This window comes from Acinetobacter sp. UBA6571 (genome assembly GCF_002434085.1).
Taxonomy (GTDB): Bacteria; Pseudomonadota; Gammaproteobacteria; order Pseudomonadales; family Moraxellaceae; genus Acinetobacter; species Acinetobacter radioresistens.
Window position 1 is genome coordinate 91,669 of record NZ_DJJJ01000057.1, and the last position, 21,187, is coordinate 112,855.

Sequence of the window (21,187 nt, forward strand, 5' to 3'; positions counted from 1 at the left end):
CTTAGAAATAAAATATAAACAGGTACAAAATGGCTCAAGAATTACATCATATCGTCGTGGTCGGCGGTGGCGCAGGTGGCCTCGAACTGGTGACCCGGTTAGGCAATAGTCTGGGCAAGCAAGCTAAAGCAAAAATCACGCTAGTTGACCAGAACCTTACTCATATCTGGAAGCCTCTTCTTCATGAAATCGCTGCCGGTACGCTGGACCCATATAGCGAGGAAGTCAATTATTTTGCTCATGCCGCCAGACATCACTACCAGTTTGTATCAGGCAGTCTATGTAATGTATTACCCGAGAAAAAACAGATTCAGCTTTGCTCCGCCACAGGCAAAAACCTTAAAACGTTAAGCTATGACACGCTAGTACTTGCTGTAGGTTCGGTATCAAATGATTTCAATACCGAAGGAGCTAAAGAATATTGCTATTTCCTGGACAACCGTGCTCAGGCGGACCAGTTTCAGAAAGATTTATTGAACACTTATCTAGATGCACAGTATTCCCAACAGCCTAATCATCTTAATATTGCAATCATTGGTGCTGGTGCAACGGGTGTAGAGCTTGCAGCACAACTGGTCGAGGCTAAAGAAAATTTTTACCGTTATGGCCTGAATCATATACATCCTGATCTGGTTAAAATTACTTTAATTGAAGCAGCAGACCGAATTTTGCCTGCCCTTCCAGAAAAAGTGGCCGAAAATACATTACGACAAATCAAAACGCTAGGCATTGAAGTCCTGACTGGCTATAAAGTACAGCATGTCGCTAAAGACCATATATCTTTTCAGGATGGAAGTGCCTTGCAAACTGATTTGAATATCTGGGCAGCCGGTATCAAGGCACCGCAGGTCATTGAACAGCTAGAAGGTTTTGAAAAAGATCACTTAAACCGTATTAAAGTCTATGCCACCCTGCAGTCTTATAATTACCCGGATATTTTTGCTTTCGGTGATTGTGCACATTGTCAGCTTGAAGCAGACCAGCCACCGCTTGGGCCCCGTGCTCAGGTTGCCAGCCAGCAAGCAACTTTTCTGGTTAGAGCTTTAACAGCCCGTATTGCGGAGAGGCCAATACCCATGTTCCATTTTTCTGATAAGGGCTCACTGATTTCATTAAGCCAGAATAAGGCTGTGGGCCAACTCCTGGGCCAGGTAAATGTCCAGGGATCGGTCGCCAAAGGCTTATATATCTCACTATACCGCTTACATCAGGCTAATATATATGGCTACAGCCAGGCTGGTGCACTCACAGTGAGAGATTTTGTTACACGAAGAATTCGGCCGAAAATAAAATTGCATTGAAATTTCATCACACAACCCCATAATTGAATAAATTGGCTTCAAAAAGATCGAAATCACAGTTTTTTTAGGATTTTTCTTCTAAAAGCGCTGTGTTTCATCTTATGATGTACCCTTCAAAAAATTGACTGGATCAATAATATGACTGCTATTGCAAATAATCATGTGGTTTCATTCCACTATACACTGACCAATGCAGAGGGCGAGACTCTCGACCAATCTCAGGGTGAACCACTGGCTTATTTGCACGGTGCGGGTAACATTATTCCTGGTTTGGAAAATGCGTTGGCTGGTAAAACAATAGGCGAGAAATTTACTGTAAATGTACCTGCTGCTGAAGGTTACGGTGAATATAATCCTGACCTTGTACAGGAAGTTCCAGCTCAAATGTTCCAAGGTGTAGATAATATCCAGCCTGGTATGCAGTTCCAAGCACAAACTGATGACGGTGTTCAGATTGTGACTGTTAAAGCAGTTGAAGGCGAAAACGTACTGGTTGATGCGAACTTCCCGCTAGCTGGTCAAGACCTGACTTTTGAAGTTGAAATTGTTGATATCCGTGATGCAACTCAAGAAGAGCTTGATCATGGGCATGTTCATGGCGCGGGTGGTCACCACCACTAAGATCATCTGATCAAAAAAGGCAAAGCTCAGGCTTTGCTTTTTTATAGTTATTTTTCAGTATTAGAAATAGCTTCAGCTTGATTTTTTAACCATTTTTCTTAATGATAAACATAATGTTATTTTAATTACTGGCTTTTATGTCTGCATATCAACTGGTCTGGTTCCGTCAGGATTTACGTATTGTTGACCATTCTGCATTATGGCATGCCAGACAGACTGGTCCCTGCATTGCGCTTGTTACCCTTTCACCAGTTCAATGGCGGCAACATGATGATGCCGTGATCAAAATTGATCTTTATTTAAGACAGCTTAAAGTTTTAAAAGAACAGTTAAAACAGCTCAATATCCCTATCATTATACAAACTATTCCTCTCTGGAAGGAAGTTCCTGAGTTTTTGCTTGAATGCTGTCAAAGTTTAAGCGTTCAGCAAATCCATGCCCATATTGAGGCAGGTATAAACGAGCAGCAACGTGATCAGGACTGTCAGCAACTGCTCGATACATCCGGTATTGCTTTGACTTTATACCAAGACCGCACTCTATTCCCTTTCGGTAGTATTACCAACCAAAATGGACAGCCTTATCAGGTCTTTGGTGCCTTTAAAAAAGCCTGTTATAGCCGTTTAGAAATAGCGCTACCAAAATGTTATACAGAAATTACAGCTCAAAATCCTATAACTCTCCCTGCTCTTGATCAGTTTCAGCAGACAGCGCCAGATATCAGGCAGCTTTGTGACATACCTGTTCCAGAATCCATTCAACAGCTCTGGCCTGCTTGCGAAAACCATGCTCATACATTACTTGAACAATTTCTTGAAAATCATGTTCAGCATTATCATATTGAGCGAGACTTTCCTGCACACTCTGGAACCAGTCAGCTCTCTGCCTATTTGAATATTGGCGTACTTTCTATACGCCAATGTATACAGGCTTTATTCCGGCATCAAAGCGGGTACTTTGTGCCTGAACAGGAGGGCCAGAGCATCTGGCTAGATGAGCTGCTATGGCGTGAATTTTATCAGCATATTCTTTATCAGTTTCCAAATGTTTCAAAATACTTACCTTTCAAAGCCAATGCTCAGAATATTCCCTGGCAAGATGATAAAACTGCATTAACTGCCTGGCAGCAAGGCCAAACTGGTATTCCAATTGTAGATGCAGGAATGCGGCAGTTATTGGCCACTGGCTGGATGCATAACCGGGTCCGCATGATTACAGCCATGTTCTTGTGTAAGAATCTTCTGATTGACTGGCGCCAAGGTGAACAGTGGTTTATGCAGCATTTGATTGATGGTGACCTGGCGGCAAATAATGGGGGATGGCAATGGTGTGCTTCCACCGGCACGGATTCAGTGCCCTATTTCCGTATTTTCAACCCGGTCAGTCAGTCCAGAAAGTTTGATCCTGAAGGTCAATATATCCGTACATGGATACCGGAACTGGCACATCTGGATGCTAAAACAATTCACGCACCCTATGAAAGTAAAACCGTCCAGCAACTGGACTATCCAAAACCCATAGTAGATTTAAAATACAGTCGTGCCCGGGCTATTGACCACTTTAAACAGTATTTGTGGAACTTATACTCTTAAAAAGAGACTAGATATTATGCAAATATATGTATTTTGCAGAGATAATATTGATGCTTTTTGACAGCAGATTTCATGTCTGGACTTTAAAACCTGATATAAAAAATTGCATGTCGGGTATTCACTATTCAGATTAAAAATAATGTTTATTTTAAGTGGAAATTGCATCATGACTTTTAACTGGTAATAAGATTAAAAACTGTAATGCAATTTTTAATACTACAACCAAAACAAAACAGGCAGACTTTTGACCAGTCAAAACCTTGGTATAAGGAAAATAAATAATATTGCATCTTATAACTTGGAACGTTTTTAGAATCCAAGTACAATACTGCGCTAGTCGAGGGATGCTGCGACGTTTTACAGGCACTAAATGTAAAATCGCCAGGCTCGACGATCGGTATGTCTGTTCAAGCTTACCAACAACGGCATCCGCGAACTGAATGATCCATACTATTTTTTCTAGGAGATCCTGATGAACGCGGTTACTGCTTCATTTACAGATTATAAAGTTGCCGATATTTCACTTGCTGATTACGGCCGTAAAGAAATTAAACTTGCTGAAGCTGAAATGCCTGCCCTGATGGGTCTGCGTAAGCGCTATTCAGCAGCAAAACCACTGGCAGGCGCGAAAATTCTCGGCTGTATCCATATGACCATTCAAACTGCTGTTTTAATTGAAACACTGGTTGAATTGGGCGCAGAAGTTCGCTGGACTTCATGTAATATCTTCTCGACTCAAGACCACGCTGCTGCTGCAATTGCTGCATCTGGTATTCCTGTTTTTGCCTGGAAAGGCGAAACTGAAGAAGAATACATGTGGTGTCTTGAACAGCAAATCAATGTAAACGGCAAACCTTGGGATGCCAACATGATTCTGGATGATGGCGGTGACTTAACGGCTGTTGTACATGAAAAGTATCCTGAACTGATTGCAAAAATTCATGGTATTACTGAAGAGACTACTACGGGTGTTGCACGTCTACTCGAAATGTGGAAAGACGGTTCACTGAAAGTTCCTGCCATCAATGTCAATGACTCCGTAACCAAGTCTAAAAATGATAACAAGTATGGCTGTCGTCACTCACTTAACGATGCCATCAAACGTGCAACAGACATGCTGCTTTCTGGCCGCCGTGCACTTGTTATCGGTTATGGAGATGTAGGTAAAGGTTCTGCACAATCACTTCGTCAAGAAGGCATGATTGTACGCGTAACTGAAGTTGACCCAATCTGTGCAATGCAGGCCTGCATGGATGGTTACGAAGTAGTATCTCCATATAAAAATGGTGTTCAGACCGGTAATAAAGAAGATATTAATGTAGATCTTCTCAAAAATACTGATCTGATTGTTACTACAACCGGTAACTATCACGTATGTGATGCTGCGATGCTGGATACACTAAAAGCAGGTGCAGTGGTTTGCAACATCGGGCACTTCGACACTGAAATCGATACAGCTTACCTGCGTGGCTATAAATGGGTTGAAGTTAAACCTCAGGTACATCAGGTATATCGTTCAGAAAATGAAAACGATTATCTGATTCTTCTTTCTGAAGGTCGTTTAGTGAACCTGGGTAATGCTACAGGCCATCCATCTCGTGTGATGGATGGTTCTTTCGCCAACCAGGTTTTAGGCCAGATGCACCTGTTTGCCGAGAAATTTGCTGATCTTTCAGAAGATCAAAAACAAGCAAAAATCCGTGTAGAACTGCTACCGAAGAAACTGGATGAAGAAGTTGCTGCCGCAATGGTTGCAGGTTTTGGTGGGGTACTGACACAACTGACCACTGAGCAGGCAGCTTACCTTGGTGTACCGGTAGAAGGTCCGTTCAAGTCTGACGCTTATAAATATTAAGATATCTTAAGGGCAGATGTTTAGGCATCCTGCCCTTTTCTTTGTCTGGCATATTTATAAATTAAAAAAAGGATTTGAAAAATGACTAAACGTGTTCCGATTTCTTTTGAGTTTTTTCCGCCAAAAACTGATGCCGGCGCAGAAAAGCTCAAACTGGTTCACCAGGATCTTCAACATTTGAACCCGGAATTCTTTTCGGTGACTTATGGTGCCGGAGGTTCCACCCGTGAACGTACCTTGGCTGCAATTGAAGAGTTTAATGGCAAGGGTACACCGGTAGCACCTCACCTTTCCTGTATCGGGGATGATAAGGCACGTATAGCAGAGCTGCTGGATCTGTATAAATCTCAAAACATTAAACGTATTGTTGCCCTGCGTGGTGATTTGCCATCCGGTCAGGTCGGTCTGGGCGAACTTCCATATGCACAGGATCTGGTACGTTTTATTCGTGAACATTCAGGTGATCACTTTCATATTGAAGTTGCAGCCTATCCGGAGATGCATCCTCAGGCAGAAAGCTTTGATGCTGATATTCGTCGCTTTATTGAAAAGGTTAATGCTGGCGCAAATGCGGGTATTACCCAGTTTTTCTTCAATCCGGATTCCTATTTTTATTTCTTGGATCGCCTTGCAAAGGAAGGGATTCATATTCCTATTGCACCAGGTATTATGCCCATCATTAACGCCAGCAACCTGATCCGCTTTGCTGACGGCACAGGTGCAGAAATTCCTCGCTGGATTCGTAAACAGCTCTCTGCTTATGGCGATGACAGTGTGGCAATTAAGGACTTTGGTCATGAAGTCGTGCTAAAGCTTTGCGAACGTCTGATTGCTGGTGGTGCACCAAGTCTGCATTTCTATTCAATGAACCAGACCGAACCCACCCGCCAGCTTGTACTTGACCTGGGTTTAGCCTGAGCTAAATTAATCATCTGCTTTTTTGAAGAGTAATACATTCATGCCACGTTTTTATATTGAAGCTGATTTAACTGTAGGAACAACAGTTGAGCTTACAGAAACAGTGTTTCATCATTGGGTGAAGGTATTACGTGCACAGATTGGTGACAGTGCCACCCTGTTCAATGGACGGGGTGGTGAATTTGAAGCGAATTTGACAGAAATCAGCAAGAAAACTGCATCTGTTGCAATCAGGTCGTCTAACCCGGCAGATCGTACTCCACCTTTTACAACAGTATTGGGTCAGGTCATGAGCAAAGGTGACCGAATGGATTATGTCATTCAGAAAGCCACAGAACTGGGTGTTACGACCATTCAGCTGTTAACATCAGAACGATGTGAAATGCGCTTAAAATACGATCGCGATCAAAAAAAGCTCGATCACTGGCAAGCTGTTGTAATTGCAGCCTGTGAGCAATGTGGCATGAACCGGATTCCAGAGATATTACCCCCTGTTCCACTCACAGACTGGCTACAGCAGAATTTACCAGCAACCCGGCTAGTGCTTGCTCCCAATAAGCGTCAGCAGAATGTTTTAACCGATGCTCAAACAGATCTGGCACTGTTAATCGGTCCGGAAGGCGGGTTGAGTGAAGCAGAAATAGACATGGCCAATCATGCTGGCTTTAAAAACTGGTGCATTGGAGAACGCATACTGCGTACTGAAACAGCGCCTGTAGTCGCTTTGTCTATCTTAAATCACCATTTCTCAACACACTAGACTTATACCAATATACGAAGTTAAATTAAGTCATTATTCATCACTTTTAACTCAAGCTTGTAAATACGTGATTAACTAATGACTAGTTTCAGTTATATTCGTATTTAAAAAAACCCGTAATCATTTTGATATAAGCTCTTATATCCTCTGGGCATTGTGAGCTTTTATTTTCAGCTCGCTTTTTTCTTAAAATATTTTAACTATAAAGCCAGACATTATGACTATAACTTGAGTGAATGGAAAAAGCCTGGTTTTACGCTGGGATAAGCGCTCAAGTAATGGTATATTCGATAAAATTTAGCCAAAACCGACCAGCATGCTGCTGGGCCAACACATGTAACAATCGAGATTCAAATGGACGATCAATCATTAAAACAGCAAGCTTTGTACTATCATGAATTCCCAACACCAGGAAAAATTAGCGTCACTCCAAGCAAACAGCTTGTCAACCAGCGTGATCTGGCTTTAGCCTATTCTCCAGGTGTTGCAGCTCCGTGTCTTGAGATTGAACGTGACCCTTCAGCTGCCGCAAAATATACGGCACGGGGCAATCTGGTTGCTGTGGTCAGTAATGGTACTGCTGTTTTAGGACTGGGGAATATTGGTCCATTAGCCTCTAAACCGGTAATGGAAGGCAAAGGTGTACTCTTTAAAAAATTTGCCGGTGTCGATGTATTTGATATTGAAATTGCTGAAAATGATCCCGACAAGATTGTTGATATTGTGGCAGCACTTGAGCCTACATTCGGCGGTATCAACCTTGAAGACATTAAAGCACCAGAATGTTTTTATATTGAGCGCAAACTCCGTGAGCGCATGAATATTCCGGTATTTCATGATGACCAGCATGGTACCAGTATTATTGTAGGTTCTGCCCTGCTAAATGCCTTGCAACTGATCAATAAAAAAATTAATGAGATCAAGATTGTAGCCTCAGGCGCCGGTGCTGCTGCGTTATCTTGTCTTGATCTGCTGTGTGCGCTGGGCGTAAACAAAGACAATATTATTGTTGCTGACTCTCGAGGCCTGCTAACCACCTCACGTGATGGGCTGGATGAGTCTAAAAAACGCTATGTACAGGACATTCCGCAAACCCAGCTCCATGAAGTCATGGCAGGCGCAGATATGTTCTTGGGGCTTTCTGCGGCAGGTATCCTGACCAAAGAAATGGTCAAGCAAATGGCAGAGAACCCGATCATTTTCGCACTTGCCAATCCGGACCCTGAAATTCTGCCTGAACATGCTCACGAGGTTCGTCCTGATGTCATTATGGCAACAGGCCGTTCAGACTATCCGAATCAGGTCAATAACGCCCTGTGCTTCCCGTATATCTTCCGTGGCGCACTTGATGTGGGTGCAACTACAATTAATGAAGAAATGAAAATTGCCTGTGTACATGCGATTGCACGTATGGCACATATTGAAGCAGATGCAGCGACATACGGCGAAAAATCAGCTTCATTTGGCCGTGAATATTTAATTCCGCGTCCACTGGATCAACGCCTAATTCTGGAAATTGCTCCTGCTATCGCTCAGGCAGCGATGGATTCTGGTGTAGCTACCCGCCCGATTGAAGATTTCTCAGCTTATCGCCAGCGCTTGTCCGAGTTTGTTTATAACTCGGCATTTATCATGAAGCCAATTTTTGCACAGGCGAAGACTGATCCGAAACGCATTGCTTATGCTGAGGGTGAAGACCTTCGTGTATTACGTGCTGTTCAGATTGCAGTAGATGAAGGTCTGGCTAAGCCGATTCTGGTTGGACGTACTGCGGTTATTGAAGCTAATATCAAAAAACTAGGATTGCGTCTTGAACAGGGCGTAAATATTGAAATCGTAGATCAGGAAAAGAATCCTGACTATGAAAAGTTTGCGGACGATTACTATCAGTTAATGCAGCGTAAAGGTGTAACACCCGAATATGCACAGCGTGAGGCACGTCGCCGCTCCACTTTGATTGCAGGCATGCTGGTACGTCATGGCAAAGCAGACGGTATGCTCTGCGGTACATATTCAAGCTATGACATTCACCTAGATTTTGTTAAAAACGTTATTGGGTTACGTGAAGGTCGTAGTACGTTCTTTACTTTAAATGCATTAATGCTTGAAGACCGCACCCTGTTTATTGCAGATACCTATGTCAATACTAATCCGACTGCCGAACAGCTCGCTGAAATGACAATTCTGGCAGCTGAAGAAGTACGCCGTTTTGGGATCGCGCCCCGTATTGCCCTGTTATCACATTCAAGCTTCGGTTCTGACCAGACGGATGCAAGTGCACAAAAAATGCGTCAGGTATATGAAATTCTGTCACGCATTGCGCCAGAGCTGGAAGTTGAAGGTGAAATGCACGGTGATGCAGCACTTGATGAGAATATTCGTCATTTTGCATTCCCCAATTCACGCTTCAAAGGTTCTGCCAACTTGCTGATTATGCCAAATCTGGATGCAGCCAATATTTCGTTTAACCTGCTTAAATCTACTTCAGGCAATAACGTAACAATTGGCCCGATTCTGCTGGGTGCTGCTAAACCGGTGCATATTTTAACCCCAACCGCCACCACCCGTCGTCTGGTTAATATGACTGCACTGACTGTTGCTGAAATTCAGCAAGCTGAGGTATAAGCTTTAACTGAATAAAAGCTAAAGTTCTTTACTTGAGAAAACCTCTATTCTGTTGCATGATTGCTTGAAGAATAGAGGTTTTTTCATGCAAGTTTATTTAGTAGGCGGTGCTGTCCGGGACCATTTGCTTGGCCATCCCTATCAAGAAAAAGATTATGTTGTGGTAGGAGCAACGCCTGAGCAGCTTCTCGCTCAGGGTTTTATGCCAGTTGGTAAGGATTTTCCAGTATTTCTGCATCCTGATACTAAGGATGAATATGCTTTAGCGCGTACTGAGCGTAAATCCGGTCAGGGCTATCACGGTTTTGAATTCCATACGGATAGCAGCGTGACTCTGGAAGAAGATTTAATCCGTCGCGATTTAACGATTAATGCTATGGCCATGGATGAACAAGGTCAGGTATATGATCCATATCAAGGCCGGCAAGATCTCAAAAATAAAGTTTTACGCCATGTTTCCGATGCCTTTATTGAAGATCCGCTTCGTGTATTACGTGTTGCCCGTTTTGCTGCTCGCTATGCTCCTTACGGTTTTAAGATTGCTGAAGAGACCATGAGCCTCATGCAGCAACTGGTCAATACGGGCGAACTGGATACTTTGACCCCAGAGCGGGTCTGGAAAGAAACCTCTCGTGCCTTAATGGAACAGCGCGCTGATGTCTATTTTGAAGTTTTACGTGAATGTGGCGCCTTAAATATCCTGTTACCCGAACTGAATGCCCTGTTTGGAGTTCCTCAACGGCCAGAATATCATCCTGAAATTGACTGTGGTATTCATACGCTGATGTCCTTACAGCAGGCATGTCAGGCGAATTATTCACTTGATGTACGTTTTGCGGTACTGGTTCATGACCTTGGCAAAGCTCTTACGCCAACAGATATTCTACCCCGCCATATCATGCATGAAGAACGTGGTGTAAAACCCGTAACTGCTGTATGCGATCGTTTAAAAGTTCCTGCTACTACCAAGCAACTGGCTCTGGCAGTCTGCAAAGAACACTTAAAATGCCATCAGGCTTTAACTCTAAAACCTGGAACCTTATGGCGCCTGCTGCAACGTTTAGACGTTTTACGCCGTCCGGAACGGGTCGAAGCTTTTGTACAGGCATGTGAATGTGACTCTAGAGGCCGCTTAGGTCTAGAAAACCGTCCTTATCCGCAAGCCAGCTACATGTATCAAGTCATCGAGATTGTCCGTTCAATCAAGGCACAAGACTTACCTCCGGAAATACAAGGGCCGGATATTGGAGAAATGTTGATTCAGCGCCGAATTGAAGCTATTGCCACATTTAAGGCTGAGTTTCTTTCTTCTCAATCCTCTAACCAGTTTTAGTTTTAAAATAAATATAAAAAAAGCCTCCATATGGAGGCTTTTTACTGGAAGATTAACGGCGAGGTAATGGAATAAACTGGGAGTCCTGATTCTGAACTTCCCGCTCTCCTACATTTACGTTTAAGGTCTGCTGCTTACCTTCGCGCTCCACCAGAAGCTGAATAGTGCTGTTCGGTGCTTGCAGAGCGACATAATTGATTAAATGCGATGTTGAGGTAATCTGCTCATTATTCACTTTTAAAATGCGGTCCCCTACCTTTACACCGGCTTTGGCAGCTGGGCCATTACCCAGTACTCCCGCAACCACGACACCTGGCTCACGTGGTGCCAGTACATCAGTTTGTGCAGGTGGAACCAGACTGATTCCTAGCCATCCTCTTACCACGCGGCCATCTTTCAAAATGGCATTTAACACCTGCTGACAGACTTTAGCCGGAATGGCAAAACCTATTCCAAGTGAGCCACCGGTCTGTGAGAAAATTGCCGTATTTACCCCAATCAGATTACCTGCAACATCGATTAATGCACCGCCTGAGTTACCCGGGTTAATTGCAGCATCTGTCTGGATAAAGTCTTCATAGGTATTTATTCCCAAATCAGAACGGCCAGTTGCAGAGATAATTCCCTGTGTTACCGTTTGCCCTACCCCAAACGGGTTACCAATTGCCAACACCACATCACCGACTTCATTACCACTAAGTTTAAAAGGTAAAACAGGTAATTTATCCAGTTCAATCTTGATAACGGCAAGGTCAGTATCAGGATCAGTACCAATAATTTTTGCTTCAGCACGGCGACCATCATTTAAAGCCACCACAATCTGTTCTGCTTGTGCCACTACATGGTTATTGGTCAGGATGTATCCATCAGGACGTACAATAACACCTGAGCCAAGACTGTTTTCATTCTGCTGGCTATTAAACTGGTCTGGTAGCTGGTCCCCAAAAAATTCACGAAATGCCGGATCATTTAATAAGGGATGATTCATCTGCCGAACTTTTTGCGTGGTAAAAATATTAACCACCGCAGGTGCAGCAACTTTTACTGCCGCATTATAAGAGACTACTCCTCCAGAACGGGAGGTATCAATTAAAGGTTCAACTTTTTCAGCAGGCATTTTTACACCATCAGCAGCGACTGGCGCTTTGGGCTGATGGAATTTCTGCCAGCCAATAAAACTGATAATCACAATGACCAGCAGTACCCAAGGTAACCAGGCAAAGGTTCGGCGCACGTTATTATCCTCTAGATTCTTTTGATTTGTTAATGCGTAATAGATCTAGGTGATTGTAATACAAATACAAAATATACGCTTTAAAACACACTAAAGTTTTGTCTGGCTTTAGTTACAAGATAAAATATGTTTCTATATCCCATTGTCCAGTTTAATTATTAAGGTAAATCATGGCCAGGTTGACTGATATTCTTCAATGGTGTGATCAGACATTGAAAACTTCCGAATTTCGTGACTATGCGCCGAACGGTTTGCAAATTGAAGGCTCGCAGGAAGTAAATAAAATTTTGTGTGCAGTTACTGCATCACAAGAAGCTATTGATGCGGCGATTGCACAAAAAGCAGATCTGTTATTGGTTCATCATGGTTATTTCTGGAAAGGCGAACCCTATCCGATTACCGGTATGCGCGGCAAACGTATTAAAACTTTAATACAGAATAATATCTCTCTTGTCGCTTTTCATTTACCTTTAGATTCGCACCCAATATTGGGTAATAATGCTGCCATTTCTGATTTACTTGGCCTTGAGCATCTTGAAGCACTTGATCCATCTGAACGGCATCCGGTGGGTAACATTGGTTATTTACCAGAAGCATTAAGTCCGCAAGCATTTAGAAATTATCTGGCAGAACGTTTAAACACCCAGGTACTTCATCTACCTGCGGAAAAGTTATCTGTGCAAAAAATAGGTTTTTGTACTGGAGCTGCTCAGGATTTCATTACTAAAGCAGCTGTTCAGGGTTGTGATGCTTATATTTCCGGTGAGGTTAGTGAGCGAACTTATTATGAGGCTCAGGAATTAGATGTGCATTACTATGCCTGTGGGCACCATGCGACTGAACGTTACGGTGTACAACGCTTAGGTCAAGCACTGGCTGAACAGTTTGCCCTCGAATATCATTATCATGAACTGAACAATCCGGTTTAAACCTTATGTTACGATTGGAATCGTTTACAAGTTTATAAATTCGGCCTTTATTATGTATTGTTATTTAAAAAGCGTGGCCTACCATGCAGATAATCAATTACAATAGAGGCACTTAATTGTATAACCCAGCAAATGCAAGGAATTAGAACATGACAACCATTACTTTACCTCCTCTTCCTTATGACTACGATGCGCTTGAGCCGCACATTAGTAAAGAAACTTTAGAATTCCACCATGACAAACATCACAACACTTATGTGGTGAATCTGGTTAAAGCAATCGAAGGTACTGACCTCGAAGGTAAAGAGCTGGATGATATCATCAAAGCAACTGCGGGTGATGCATCTAAAGCAGGTATTTTTAACAATGCAGCCCAAGTATGGAACCATACATTCTACTGGAACTGTATGACTAAAAATGGTGGCGGTAAAGCTACTGGTCCTGTTGCCGAGAAAATTGATGCAGCTTTCGGTTCTTATGAAAAATTTGCTGAAGAATTCGCAACTGCGGCTACTACACAGTTTGGTTCAGGTTGGGCTTGGTTAGTGGCTGATGAAGTAAATGGCAACCTGTCAATCATGAAAACTTCAAATGCAGATACGCCATTGGCTCATGGTAAAGTAGCGATTCTGACCATTGATGTATGGGAGCATGCATATTATATCGACTACCGCAATGCACGTCCTAAGTACATCTCTACTTTCCTTGAAAGCCTGGTAAACTGGGAATATGTAAATGCAAAACTTGCAGGCCAGCCTGCTGGAGTTGAGAAATAATCTTTCTCTTGCCTTAAAAAGTCACCCTGCGGGGTGATTTTTTATTACATTATTTTATAAATGAATATTTATAGATCAATCAGTTTATTCTTATAAATTATTTAATTGACGCCTATATAATTGATCCGTAGAATGGCCCACAGATTCTCCCATAGCTCAGTCGGTAGAGCGACGGACTGTTAATCCGCAGGTCCCTGGTTCGAGCCCAGGTGGGAGAGCCAAGATTCTAAAAAGCCCGCTTATTTAAGTGGGCTTTTTTTTATTACGCCAAGAATATATTCAAATTATTCCTATTGATGGGTCTTATTGTTCGCCAAGATTCACTTACTGAATATTTTTAAAACAAACGCTTTAAATCTAATGATTTTTTAGCTGTTTCCACTTGACCATTTATCTCTTCCTCCATAGAATAGCCCACAGATTCTCCCATAGCTCAGTCGGTAGAGCGACGGACTGTTAATCCGCAGGTCCCTGGTTCGAGCCCAGGTGGGAGAGCCAAGATTCTAAAAAGCCCGCTTATTTAAGTGGGCTTTTTTCTTATAGAAAGATCTTACTGTGTCAGAATTTATTCATAATTCATTTCTAATTATTGGTATCTTGGCAAGTCTTGGACTCCTATATTTAAGTCTTCAGCAGTACCTTACTTCTAAAAAGCAGTTTTTGGCTAAACCGGTCATTACTGCCTTTGAGAAGCGCATGTTTATTCGCCTTAAAGAGGCTCTCCCACAGCAGCATATACTGGCTCAAGTGGCATTTAGTGCACTCATTACGAGCGATGACTATAAAATCCGTCAGAAATTTAATCGCAAAGTTACAGATTTTGTCGTTTTAAACACTCAGTTTGAAGTGATTGCCATAATTGAACTTGATGACCCTACACATCTTTATAAAGAAGAAGAAGACCGGCAACGGGATGCGATGCTCAAAGAAGCGGGCTACAGGATTATACGATATACAGAAATTCCAACTATTCGACAGCTTCGAAAAGATATACTTTAAGCTTTTGAGAATATATTTAATAACTCTGCCTGAAATTTCATTCTTTCTTTAATTTTTCTGCTTCTTCACGTGCCTTAATTTTTGCCAGTTGTTCAGCTTGTTGCTGTCGGTACTTTTCCTGATTCTTGGCATCACTGTTTACTGCAATATAAGCCATACTGACCAGAAAAATTGGAATCAATAAACCCAGTCCCATCAATACCCATAATTTAGCTTTCGATTGCACCGTTTCTTTAGTCATAGAAATATCAAAGATAAATAATTTAAAACTGAACCAATATAACAAAAAAAGGGCCTTCTTTAAGACCCTTTTAATTTGAATATTTTAAATACAAAAAATTATTGGGCTACTCCAGTACATTCAACATTTTTACTTGCATCTATTACTGATGGATCAAGCACTATATTGGTTCTAGCTGGCATCTTAGATTGTACAAATTGATAAATTTCAGCATTTCTACATACAATCGCCTGAGTATGAGCGGCTCCGTTAACAGGGACAAATGTCACATCAGTTCCCATTTTTTTAAGTCCCTCTTGTAAGGTATTAGTAACAGGATATGGTACAGCCATATCAGCAGTTCCCTGAACAATCATAACAGGTGAATTAATTTTTTTAGTAGCAGGTTGATTATCAGCCAAGAATTTCTTCACCGTTGGATTCTCTTGGAAATTACCAGCGAGACCAGGATAGTCCATAACTGTTTTACCAGCATTAGTCGCAAGAAAATCACGGATATCATCTGCAAATTTGTTATGCAAATCAGTTAAACACATTCCATTTTCGCCCGTAGTGCCTTCTGCAAACTCGGCTATACTTTGAGAACGTTGCTGGAAGATTTCACGATAATTAAATTTAGGTTCATAAGCAGTAATACCCACTGTGGTATATGCAGCATATGCAAGTAGCTCGGCATATACTTCTACAGCTGTGCCAACAGGCGTAGTACCCGCCTGTTCTCTTCCAAGAATATCTTGAATTGCCTGTGGTGCAACTACAGAAATAATATAGCCAAGGCTGGAAGCTGGTGCTGCTGCAACCGCTCCTTTATAGTTACTGTCGTTATTAGCAAACTCAGCTGTTCCTAATGAGGCATGCCCACCTTGAGATTGCCCAATCGACATCCATGAACTATTCAACTGACTGCCGTACTGATCTTTAGCAGCTTTCACTGCTGCAATTGCAGATTTAGCTTCACTTCCCAAATTAAGGTATGGATGGATTCCTCGAGTACCTAAACCTTCATAGTCTGGAGCAATCACGACATAACCAGCTGCCAATAATGTATCAGCTAAAATTTTGAAGCGTGGATTAATAGTATTATTGCTTGGTGCACAGCTATCCCCTACGCCTACAGTACCGTGTTCCCAAACCACTACTCGATAACCATCCTTAGGTTGAGTAACTTTAGGGAACATTACTAGCGCAGTGGCTTCCGCTGTTTTTCCTTGTACATTGACCATATTATAGGACATGATTTTTATAGATGAAGCGCCACTCAAGCTATCTTTAGAATAAGGCTTTTCAGAAATAAATGTCTGATCCGGATTTACCCCTCTATAATCGTCATTCTCATCATTACAGGCTGTAAGAAATAAAGCCGAAACTAAACTTGTTATAGTTAAAGCAATTCTTGAACGTCTCATAAAATATCCTTTTTATCAATTATTTATTCTGCATAAATTTATGCACAAATATTAAGACACAAAAAAAGTGTCCTGCATAGAACACTTTTCAACCTGAGTACTGTTTTTATGATATAAAATTTAAAAATATTCCCAGAAAAATTATGAATCCAACCCAACGATTATGACGAAATGCCCAAAAACATATTTGGGGATTGCGGTCCTTGGTTTTAATTGTTTGATATATAAAATCGAATGCAACCACAACTAAAGCAATCATCGACCATGGAAATAAAATATTTTCTAAATACAGTGCTGTACCAATTAGAATAAGACTGCATAACTGTAAAAGTACGATAATTTGAATGTCATAACGACCAAAAAGGATGGCTGTAGATTTTACACCAATCTTTAAATCATATTCACGGTCAGTAATGGCATACTGCGTATCATAGGCAACAGTCCAGCACAGATTTCCAAAATAAAGCAGCCAGCAGATTAAATCTGGTGTCTGGCCCACTGCGGTATAGGCCATAGGAATAGACCAAGAAAAAGCTGCACCTAAAAAGACTTGTGGCAAATGAGTATAGCGCTTCATGAAAGGATATATGAATGCAAGCAATAAAGCGCCAAATGACCAGTAAAAAGCTTGAATAGGGAGGAAAAATAACAGACACGCGCTGGCAGCAACCAGAACCAGAAATACTAAAACCGCTTCTTTAGCACTAATTATACCAGTCGCCAAAGGCCGGGATTTGGTACGTTCTACATGTGCATCGACCTTCCGGTCAGCAAAGTCATTAATAGCACAACCGGCAGCACGCATAAAAATTACGCCTAAAGTCATAATAAAGAGAATTTTTAGGTCCGGTATACCTTTTGACGCTATCCAGAGTGCCCACATGGTTGGCCAGAAAACCAGTTCGGTGCCAATCGGTTTATCAAAACGGCATAAATAGTAATAAGCTTCCAGGCGCTCACGCCAAGTAATCTGATGCACAGTTGCCATGACTGTCCTTAACGAGGTTATTGCTGAATAAAATACTCAAAAGCTGGCAGGAATGTCTCCTGCACAATAAATTTGCAGCCATGCCAAGTATAGCAGCTCTGACGGGTCCAACCGTCTTCTAGATAAACTACACGCCGCTCACAGGCGGGCCGGGTACGCTGAAATAAAAAATGTCCAATTGGCTTTTGACCAATGTGTTGAAATAAACGTGCCCGTCCTTGCAGGCTCAGTATCGGAAAGATACTTTTCGCCTTGACCCACGGCTGTGTCTCACAGCCATATAGATAAGTATCACGTACCCAGGAAGTATGCTGAGCTGGCATTTTCATCCACTGGCTGTCAGCGAAGTTAGGGCGTTGAAAATATTCATTAAGCGTCTCGACCCTAAACTGTCCGCCAGCCAGATCGGTTAACTGTCGGGTTAAGGAACCTGATGCATATAACCAAATTTTTAGTGCTGCAGGAATCTGCTCAGCATGCTTGTTTTTATATTTTGAACTCACAACTTTCCCAACTTCACAATTAACCATTATCTGTTTTAGCAATGACTACATATGTCCCGCTCGGTAATTTCTTTAAGATCAAGCCCTCAGTAGTGAGATAAAAACTTTTTGGGTAATCATAGTCCAGAGCGAATTCAGGATGTCGCAGTGCAACAAATTCTGCCTGTTTATAACCTTCAGGTGTACGTCCTATTTCTATATAAGTCACTTCAGAAAAATTCAGTTTAAAACCTTTATTGTGATCCTGAGGATCAATCCATGGAAAAAATCCAGTATGTTTTTTGCGTGGTGCCATAACATCATATCGTTTATCAATTACAGCATCATACAAAAAAACCCGCACAAAGGCGGGTCTTTTTACAGTGAAATTCAGAATAGAATTACAGGCTGTAGTACATATCAAACTCAACTGGGTGAGTAGTCGTATTAAGACGACGTACATCTTCAGTTTTAAGTTCGATATATGCATCTAACATATCTTTAGTAAACACGCCACCTTTTAGCAGGAATTCGTGATCTTCTTTCAGTGCTTCAAGAGCCATATCGAGGCTATGAGCAACTGTAGGAATTTTTGCTTCTTCTTCAGGAGGAAGATCATACAGGTTCTTGTCAGCCGCTTCACCCGGATGGATTTTATTCTGAATACCATCAAGGCCTGCCATCAACAATGCTGCAAAACCCAGGTACGGGTTCATCATTGGATCTGGGAAACGTGCTTCAATACGCTTGCCTTTAGGGCTAGACACGTAAGGAATACGGATAGAAGCAGAGCGGTTACGTGCTGAGTAAGCCAGCATAATTGGTGCTTCAAAGTGAGGCACTAAACGCTTGTACGAGTTTGTAGAAGGGTTAGTGATTGCATTCAGTGCACGAGCATGCTTGATTACACCACCGATGAAATACAATGCCATTTCTGAAAGGCCTGCATATTCATCACCAGCGAACAGGTTTTTGCCATCTTTGGAGATCGACATATGCACATGCATACCTGAACCGTTGTCGCCTACCATTGGTTTAGGCATGAAAGTAGCAGTTTTTGCATACTGATGTGCAACATTCCAAACTGCGTATTTGAACTGTTGAACTTCATCTGCTTTGCGCACCATGGTATTGAAGCTCACACCAATTTCTAACTGGCATGATGCAACTTCATGGTGATGTACTTCTACACGGCCTGGTCCCATGATATCTTCAATTTTTGCACACATATCTGCACGCATATCCTGTGAAGAATCTACTGGCGGAACTGGGAAGTAACCACCTTTTACACGTGGACGGTGGCCAGAGTTACCTGCTTCATAATCTTTACCTGTAGACCAGGCAGCTTCTTCAGCGATCAATGTATGGCGTGCACCAGACATATCGATGTCCCATTTTACTTCGTCAAATACAAAGAATTCTGGTTCAGGGCCAAAGAATGCAGTATCGCCGATACCGGTAGATTTTAAATATTCTTCTGCGCGACGAGCAATGGAGCGTGGATCACGTTCATAGCCTTGTCCAGTTGATGGTTCAATCACATCACAAGTTACTACAACTGTTGGCTCTGCAAAGAACGGGTCGATAAAGCCAGTTTCTGCATCTGGACGTAAAATCATGTCTGATGCTTCAATCCCTTTCCAGCCAGCGATTGAAGAACCATCAAACATTTTGCCATCTTCAAATGTATCTTCATCAATACTGTCTGCCGGGTAAGTAACATGCTGTTCCTTGCCTTTGGTATCAGTAAAGCGAAAATCGACCCATTTTGCGCCACTTTCTTCTATGAGTTGAAGGACCTTGTTCGCCATGCTCATTTTGCTCCGATGAAATTTTGTTGCACTTATCGAGTGCATGTTAGTAGTTGCTCAATATAAAGCAATTCCTATACCAACTTTAGAATACTAAGCTAATGCTTTGAATTTCTTAATAGTGTGAAGATTAAAAAAACCTTAGCTATGCGGGTATTATACTGTGTGCAGATTGAATTGCACTATCATCAATCATTCTTAAATTACTTTATTCAGAATAATAGAATTATTGAACCAAAATAGTGCATTTTTTTAGAAGTTAAGACTGTGTTTAGTTATTTTTGTATGATTTTATTTTTAAGGAGCTCTAATAGATATTCTAAATTTAATAAATTATTTATTTTTTAATTTCTATCGAGAATTTAGCTCAAAAGTTTTGATGATAGCCAGCTTTCAACAGTTACTGTTTATTTTTAATTCATAGTAGCTGTAGCTCAGTTACTCACTATTTTTTATTCTCCCTACGCATGATTTTTTTAAGTCTTAGGCCATCCTTAATTGTTGATTTAAGAGAATTTACCAGATTTTTTAATATTAAGTATTAGCCTCAACACTATAATAGAAATAGTTCAGCAGCAATTCATGATTTTTTGCTATGATATTGTTCGCTCTAATTTTTCTTTTGTATTTATTTCTAAATCTGAGTTTCCTGTTTTTAGTTAAATATTTTCTTAGAGTTCATCCGAATTAAAGACACATAGGTGTATACATTTCAAAAGGTTAAAAGCTCATGCTTCTAATGATCGACAATTACGACAGCTTTACTTATAACATCGTCCAGTATTTTGGCGAGTTAAATCAAGAAGTTAAAGTCGTTCGCAATGATAGTGTCACATTGGATGATATTGAGCGATGGCAACCCAAGTATCTTGTGATCGGTCCTGGTCCCTGTTCTCCAACAGAAGCTGGTATTTCTATTCCAGCCATCCAGCATTTTGCCGGTAAAATTCCCTTACTCGGTGTGTGTTTGGGGCATCAAAGTATTGGACAGGCATTTGGTGGAAAGATTATACGAGCAAAAACTGTCATGCATGGCCGTCTATCTGACATGTATCACAATGATACTGGAATTTTCAGTCATTTACCTTCACCCTTTTCAGCAACTCGTTATCACTCTCTGGTGATTGATCAAGCGAGTTTACCAGACTGCCTGGAAGTGAATTGCTGGACGAAGGAAGCAGATGGCTCGATGGAAGAGATCATGGGTGTAAAACATAAGACATTACCAGTAGAAGGTGTGCAGTTTCATCCTGAATCAATCTTGAGTCAGCATGGCCATAAAATTTTCCAGAACTTTTTAGAAATTTACGCTTAAG

Annotated in this window: 19 protein-coding genes and 2 tRNA genes; 14 read left to right on the plus strand and 7 right to left on the minus strand. The window is 41.6% G+C overall.

From position 1 onward, the window contains the following. Positions 1–29 precede the first annotated feature (29 nt). The 8 genes from B3X18_RS11100 (at position 30) to B3X18_RS11135 (ending at position 11,005) form a co-directional block, all read left to right on the plus strand. Positions 30–1,301 (plus strand): NAD(P)/FAD-dependent oxidoreductase, encoded by a 1,272-nt coding sequence (locus B3X18_RS11100; RefSeq protein ID WP_005025248.1) that lies wholly within the window; start codon positions 30–32, stop codon positions 1,299–1,301. A gap of 138 nt (positions 1,302–1,439) precedes the next feature. Next, positions 1,440–1,922, plus strand: coding sequence for an FKBP-type peptidyl-prolyl cis-trans isomerase (locus tag B3X18_RS11105; RefSeq protein WP_005025246.1), 483 nt, complete (start codon positions 1,440–1,442; stop codon positions 1,920–1,922). Between the two features lie 137 nt (positions 1,923–2,059). Next, positions 2,060–3,514 (plus strand): cryptochrome/photolyase family protein, encoded by a 1,455-nt coding sequence (locus B3X18_RS11110; protein WP_034688173.1) that lies wholly within the window; start codon positions 2,060–2,062, stop codon positions 3,512–3,514. A 472-nt stretch (positions 3,515–3,986) separates the two neighbouring features. Further along, positions 3,987–5,369: an adenosylhomocysteinase gene (gene ahcY / locus B3X18_RS11115; RefSeq protein WP_005406147.1), complete on the plus strand. Its 1,383-nt coding sequence runs from the start codon at positions 3,987–3,989 to the stop codon at positions 5,367–5,369. Between the two features lie 81 nt (positions 5,370–5,450). Continuing rightward, a complete protein-coding gene (gene metF / locus B3X18_RS11120) occupies positions 5,451–6,287 on the plus strand; it encodes a methylenetetrahydrofolate reductase [NAD(P)H] (protein ID WP_005025240.1) in 837 nt (278 codons plus the stop codon). Positions 6,288–6,327: 40 nt separating this feature from the next. Next, positions 6,328–7,047 (plus strand): 16S rRNA (uracil(1498)-N(3))-methyltransferase, encoded by a 720-nt coding sequence (locus B3X18_RS11125; RefSeq protein ID WP_005015100.1) that lies wholly within the window; start codon positions 6,328–6,330, stop codon positions 7,045–7,047. A gap of 354 nt (positions 7,048–7,401) precedes the next feature. After that, on the plus strand, positions 7,402–9,672 hold the full coding sequence (locus B3X18_RS11130; RefSeq protein ID WP_005406117.1) for an NADP-dependent malic enzyme: 2,271 nt from the start codon (positions 7,402–7,404) through the stop codon (positions 9,670–9,672). A gap of 85 nt (positions 9,673–9,757) precedes the next feature. Continuing rightward, the gene (locus B3X18_RS11135; RefSeq protein ID WP_005025235.1) at positions 9,758–11,005 is read left to right on the plus strand and encodes a multifunctional CCA addition/repair protein; all 1,248 of its coding nucleotides are present in this window, start codon (positions 9,758–9,760) and stop codon (positions 11,003–11,005) included. Positions 11,006–11,057: 52 nt separating this feature from the next. Here B3X18_RS11135 and B3X18_RS11140 read toward each other — a convergent pair whose 3' ends face one another. Then, positions 11,058–12,239: a S1C family serine protease gene (locus tag B3X18_RS11140; RefSeq protein ID WP_005015106.1), complete on the minus strand. Its 1,182-nt coding sequence runs from the start codon at positions 12,237–12,239 to the stop codon at positions 11,058–11,060. A 170-nt stretch (positions 12,240–12,409) separates the two neighbouring features. On the opposite strand from B3X18_RS11140, the gene B3X18_RS11145 reads away from it, so the two are divergent. From B3X18_RS11145 to B3X18_RS11165, 5 genes are all read left to right on the plus strand, one after another. After that, positions 12,410–13,168, plus strand: a complete 759-nt coding sequence (locus B3X18_RS11145; protein WP_005406080.1) for a Nif3-like dinuclear metal center hexameric protein — start codon at positions 12,410–12,412, stop codon at positions 13,166–13,168. Positions 13,169–13,317: 149 nt separating this feature from the next. After that, positions 13,318–13,944: a superoxide dismutase gene (locus B3X18_RS11150; RefSeq protein WP_005015109.1), complete on the plus strand. Its 627-nt coding sequence runs from the start codon at positions 13,318–13,320 to the stop codon at positions 13,942–13,944. Positions 13,945–14,089: 145 nt separating this feature from the next. Then, positions 14,090–14,165 (plus strand) — tRNA-Asn (locus tag B3X18_RS11155). 201 nt (positions 14,166–14,366) lie between these two features. After that, positions 14,367–14,442: transfer RNA gene (locus B3X18_RS11160), tRNA-Asn, on the plus strand. A 69-nt stretch (positions 14,443–14,511) separates the two neighbouring features. Further along, positions 14,512–14,943: a DUF2726 domain-containing protein gene (locus B3X18_RS11165; protein ID WP_373866275.1), complete on the plus strand. Its 432-nt coding sequence runs from the start codon at positions 14,512–14,514 to the stop codon at positions 14,941–14,943. 37 nt (positions 14,944–14,980) lie between these two features. On the opposite strand, the gene B3X18_RS11170 is transcribed toward B3X18_RS11165, so the two are convergent. The 6 genes from B3X18_RS11170 to glnA form a co-directional block, all read right to left on the minus strand. Then, a complete protein-coding gene (locus B3X18_RS11170; protein WP_034428789.1) occupies positions 14,981–15,184 on the minus strand; it encodes a hypothetical protein in 204 nt (67 codons plus the stop codon). A gap of 98 nt (positions 15,185–15,282) precedes the next feature. Beyond that, a complete protein-coding gene (locus tag B3X18_RS11175; RefSeq protein WP_005406046.1) occupies positions 15,283–16,590 on the minus strand; it encodes an alpha/beta hydrolase family protein in 1,308 nt (435 codons plus the stop codon). A gap of 106 nt (positions 16,591–16,696) precedes the next feature. Next, entirely contained in the window at positions 16,697–17,578 is an 882-nt protein-coding gene (gene ubiA, locus B3X18_RS11180; protein ID WP_005025222.1) for a 4-hydroxybenzoate octaprenyltransferase, read from the minus strand. Between the two features lie 17 nt (positions 17,579–17,595). Beyond that, the gene (locus B3X18_RS11185; protein ID WP_034428757.1) at positions 17,596–18,108 is read right to left on the minus strand and encodes a chorismate--pyruvate lyase family protein; all 513 of its coding nucleotides are present in this window, start codon (positions 18,106–18,108) and stop codon (positions 17,596–17,598) included. After that, complete coding sequence (locus B3X18_RS11190; RefSeq protein ID WP_005406195.1) at positions 18,101–18,376, minus strand: hypothetical protein; 276 nt, start codon at positions 18,374–18,376, stop codon at positions 18,101–18,103. The genes B3X18_RS11185 and B3X18_RS11190 overlap by 8 nt, the downstream gene beginning before the upstream one ends. Positions 18,377–18,461: 85 nt before the next feature. Next, on the minus strand, positions 18,462–19,877 hold the full coding sequence (gene glnA / locus B3X18_RS11195; RefSeq protein ID WP_005404245.1) for a type I glutamate--ammonia ligase: 1,416 nt from the start codon (positions 19,875–19,877) through the stop codon (positions 18,462–18,464). Between the two features lie 724 nt (positions 19,878–20,601). Between glnA and B3X18_RS11200 the strand changes: the two genes are divergently transcribed. Beyond that, positions 20,602–21,186 carry an aminodeoxychorismate/anthranilate synthase component II gene (locus B3X18_RS11200; protein ID WP_005015125.1) on the plus strand — a complete coding sequence of 195 codons (585 nt, stop codon included), beginning with the start codon at positions 20,602–20,604 and terminating at the stop codon, positions 21,184–21,186. The last annotated feature ends 1 nt before the right edge of the window (position 21,187 follow it).

Coding starts and splice junctions, on each gene's coding strand:
- B3X18_RS11110 (WP_034688173.1), top strand. CDS start 2,060: ATGTCTGCATATCAACTGGTCTGGTTCCGTCAGGATTTACGTATTGTT.
- B3X18_RS11150 (WP_005015109.1), top strand. CDS start 13,318: ATGACAACCATTACTTTACCTCCTCTTCCTTATGACTACGATGCGCTT.
- B3X18_RS11135 (WP_005025235.1), top strand. CDS start 9,758: ATGCAAGTTTATTTAGTAGGCGGTGCTGTCCGGGACCATTTGCTTGGC.
- B3X18_RS11145 (WP_005406080.1), top strand. CDS start 12,410: ATGGCCAGGTTGACTGATATTCTTCAATGGTGTGATCAGACATTGAAA.
- B3X18_RS11125 (WP_005015100.1), top strand. CDS start 6,328: ATGCCACGTTTTTATATTGAAGCTGATTTAACTGTAGGAACAACAGTT.
- B3X18_RS11100 (WP_005025248.1), top strand. CDS start 30: ATGGCTCAAGAATTACATCATATCGTCGTGGTCGGCGGTGGCGCAGGT.
- glnA (WP_005404245.1), bottom strand. CDS start 19,877: ATGAGCATGGCGAACAAGGTCCTTCAACTCATAGAAGAAAGTGGCGCA.
- B3X18_RS11185 (WP_034428757.1), bottom strand. CDS start 18,108: ATGGTTAATTGTGAAGTTGGGAAAGTTGTGAGTTCAAAATATAAAAAC.
- ahcY (WP_005406147.1), top strand. CDS start 3,987: ATGAACGCGGTTACTGCTTCATTTACAGATTATAAAGTTGCCGATATT.
- B3X18_RS11130 (WP_005406117.1), top strand. CDS start 7,402: ATGGACGATCAATCATTAAAACAGCAAGCTTTGTACTATCATGAATTC.
- B3X18_RS11190 (WP_005406195.1), bottom strand. CDS start 18,376: ATGGCACCACGCAAAAAACATACTGGATTTTTTCCATGGATTGATCCT.
- ubiA (WP_005025222.1), bottom strand. CDS start 17,578: ATGGCAACTGTGCATCAGATTACTTGGCGTGAGCGCCTGGAAGCTTAT.
- B3X18_RS11175 (WP_005406046.1), bottom strand. CDS start 16,590: ATGAGACGTTCAAGAATTGCTTTAACTATAACAAGTTTAGTTTCGGCT.
- B3X18_RS11200 (WP_005015125.1), top strand. CDS start 20,602: ATGCTTCTAATGATCGACAATTACGACAGCTTTACTTATAACATCGTC.
- B3X18_RS11105 (WP_005025246.1), top strand. CDS start 1,440: ATGACTGCTATTGCAAATAATCATGTGGTTTCATTCCACTATACACTG.
- B3X18_RS11170 (WP_034428789.1), bottom strand. CDS start 15,184: ATGACTAAAGAAACGGTGCAATCGAAAGCTAAATTATGGGTATTGATG.
- metF (WP_005025240.1), top strand. CDS start 5,451: ATGACTAAACGTGTTCCGATTTCTTTTGAGTTTTTTCCGCCAAAAACT.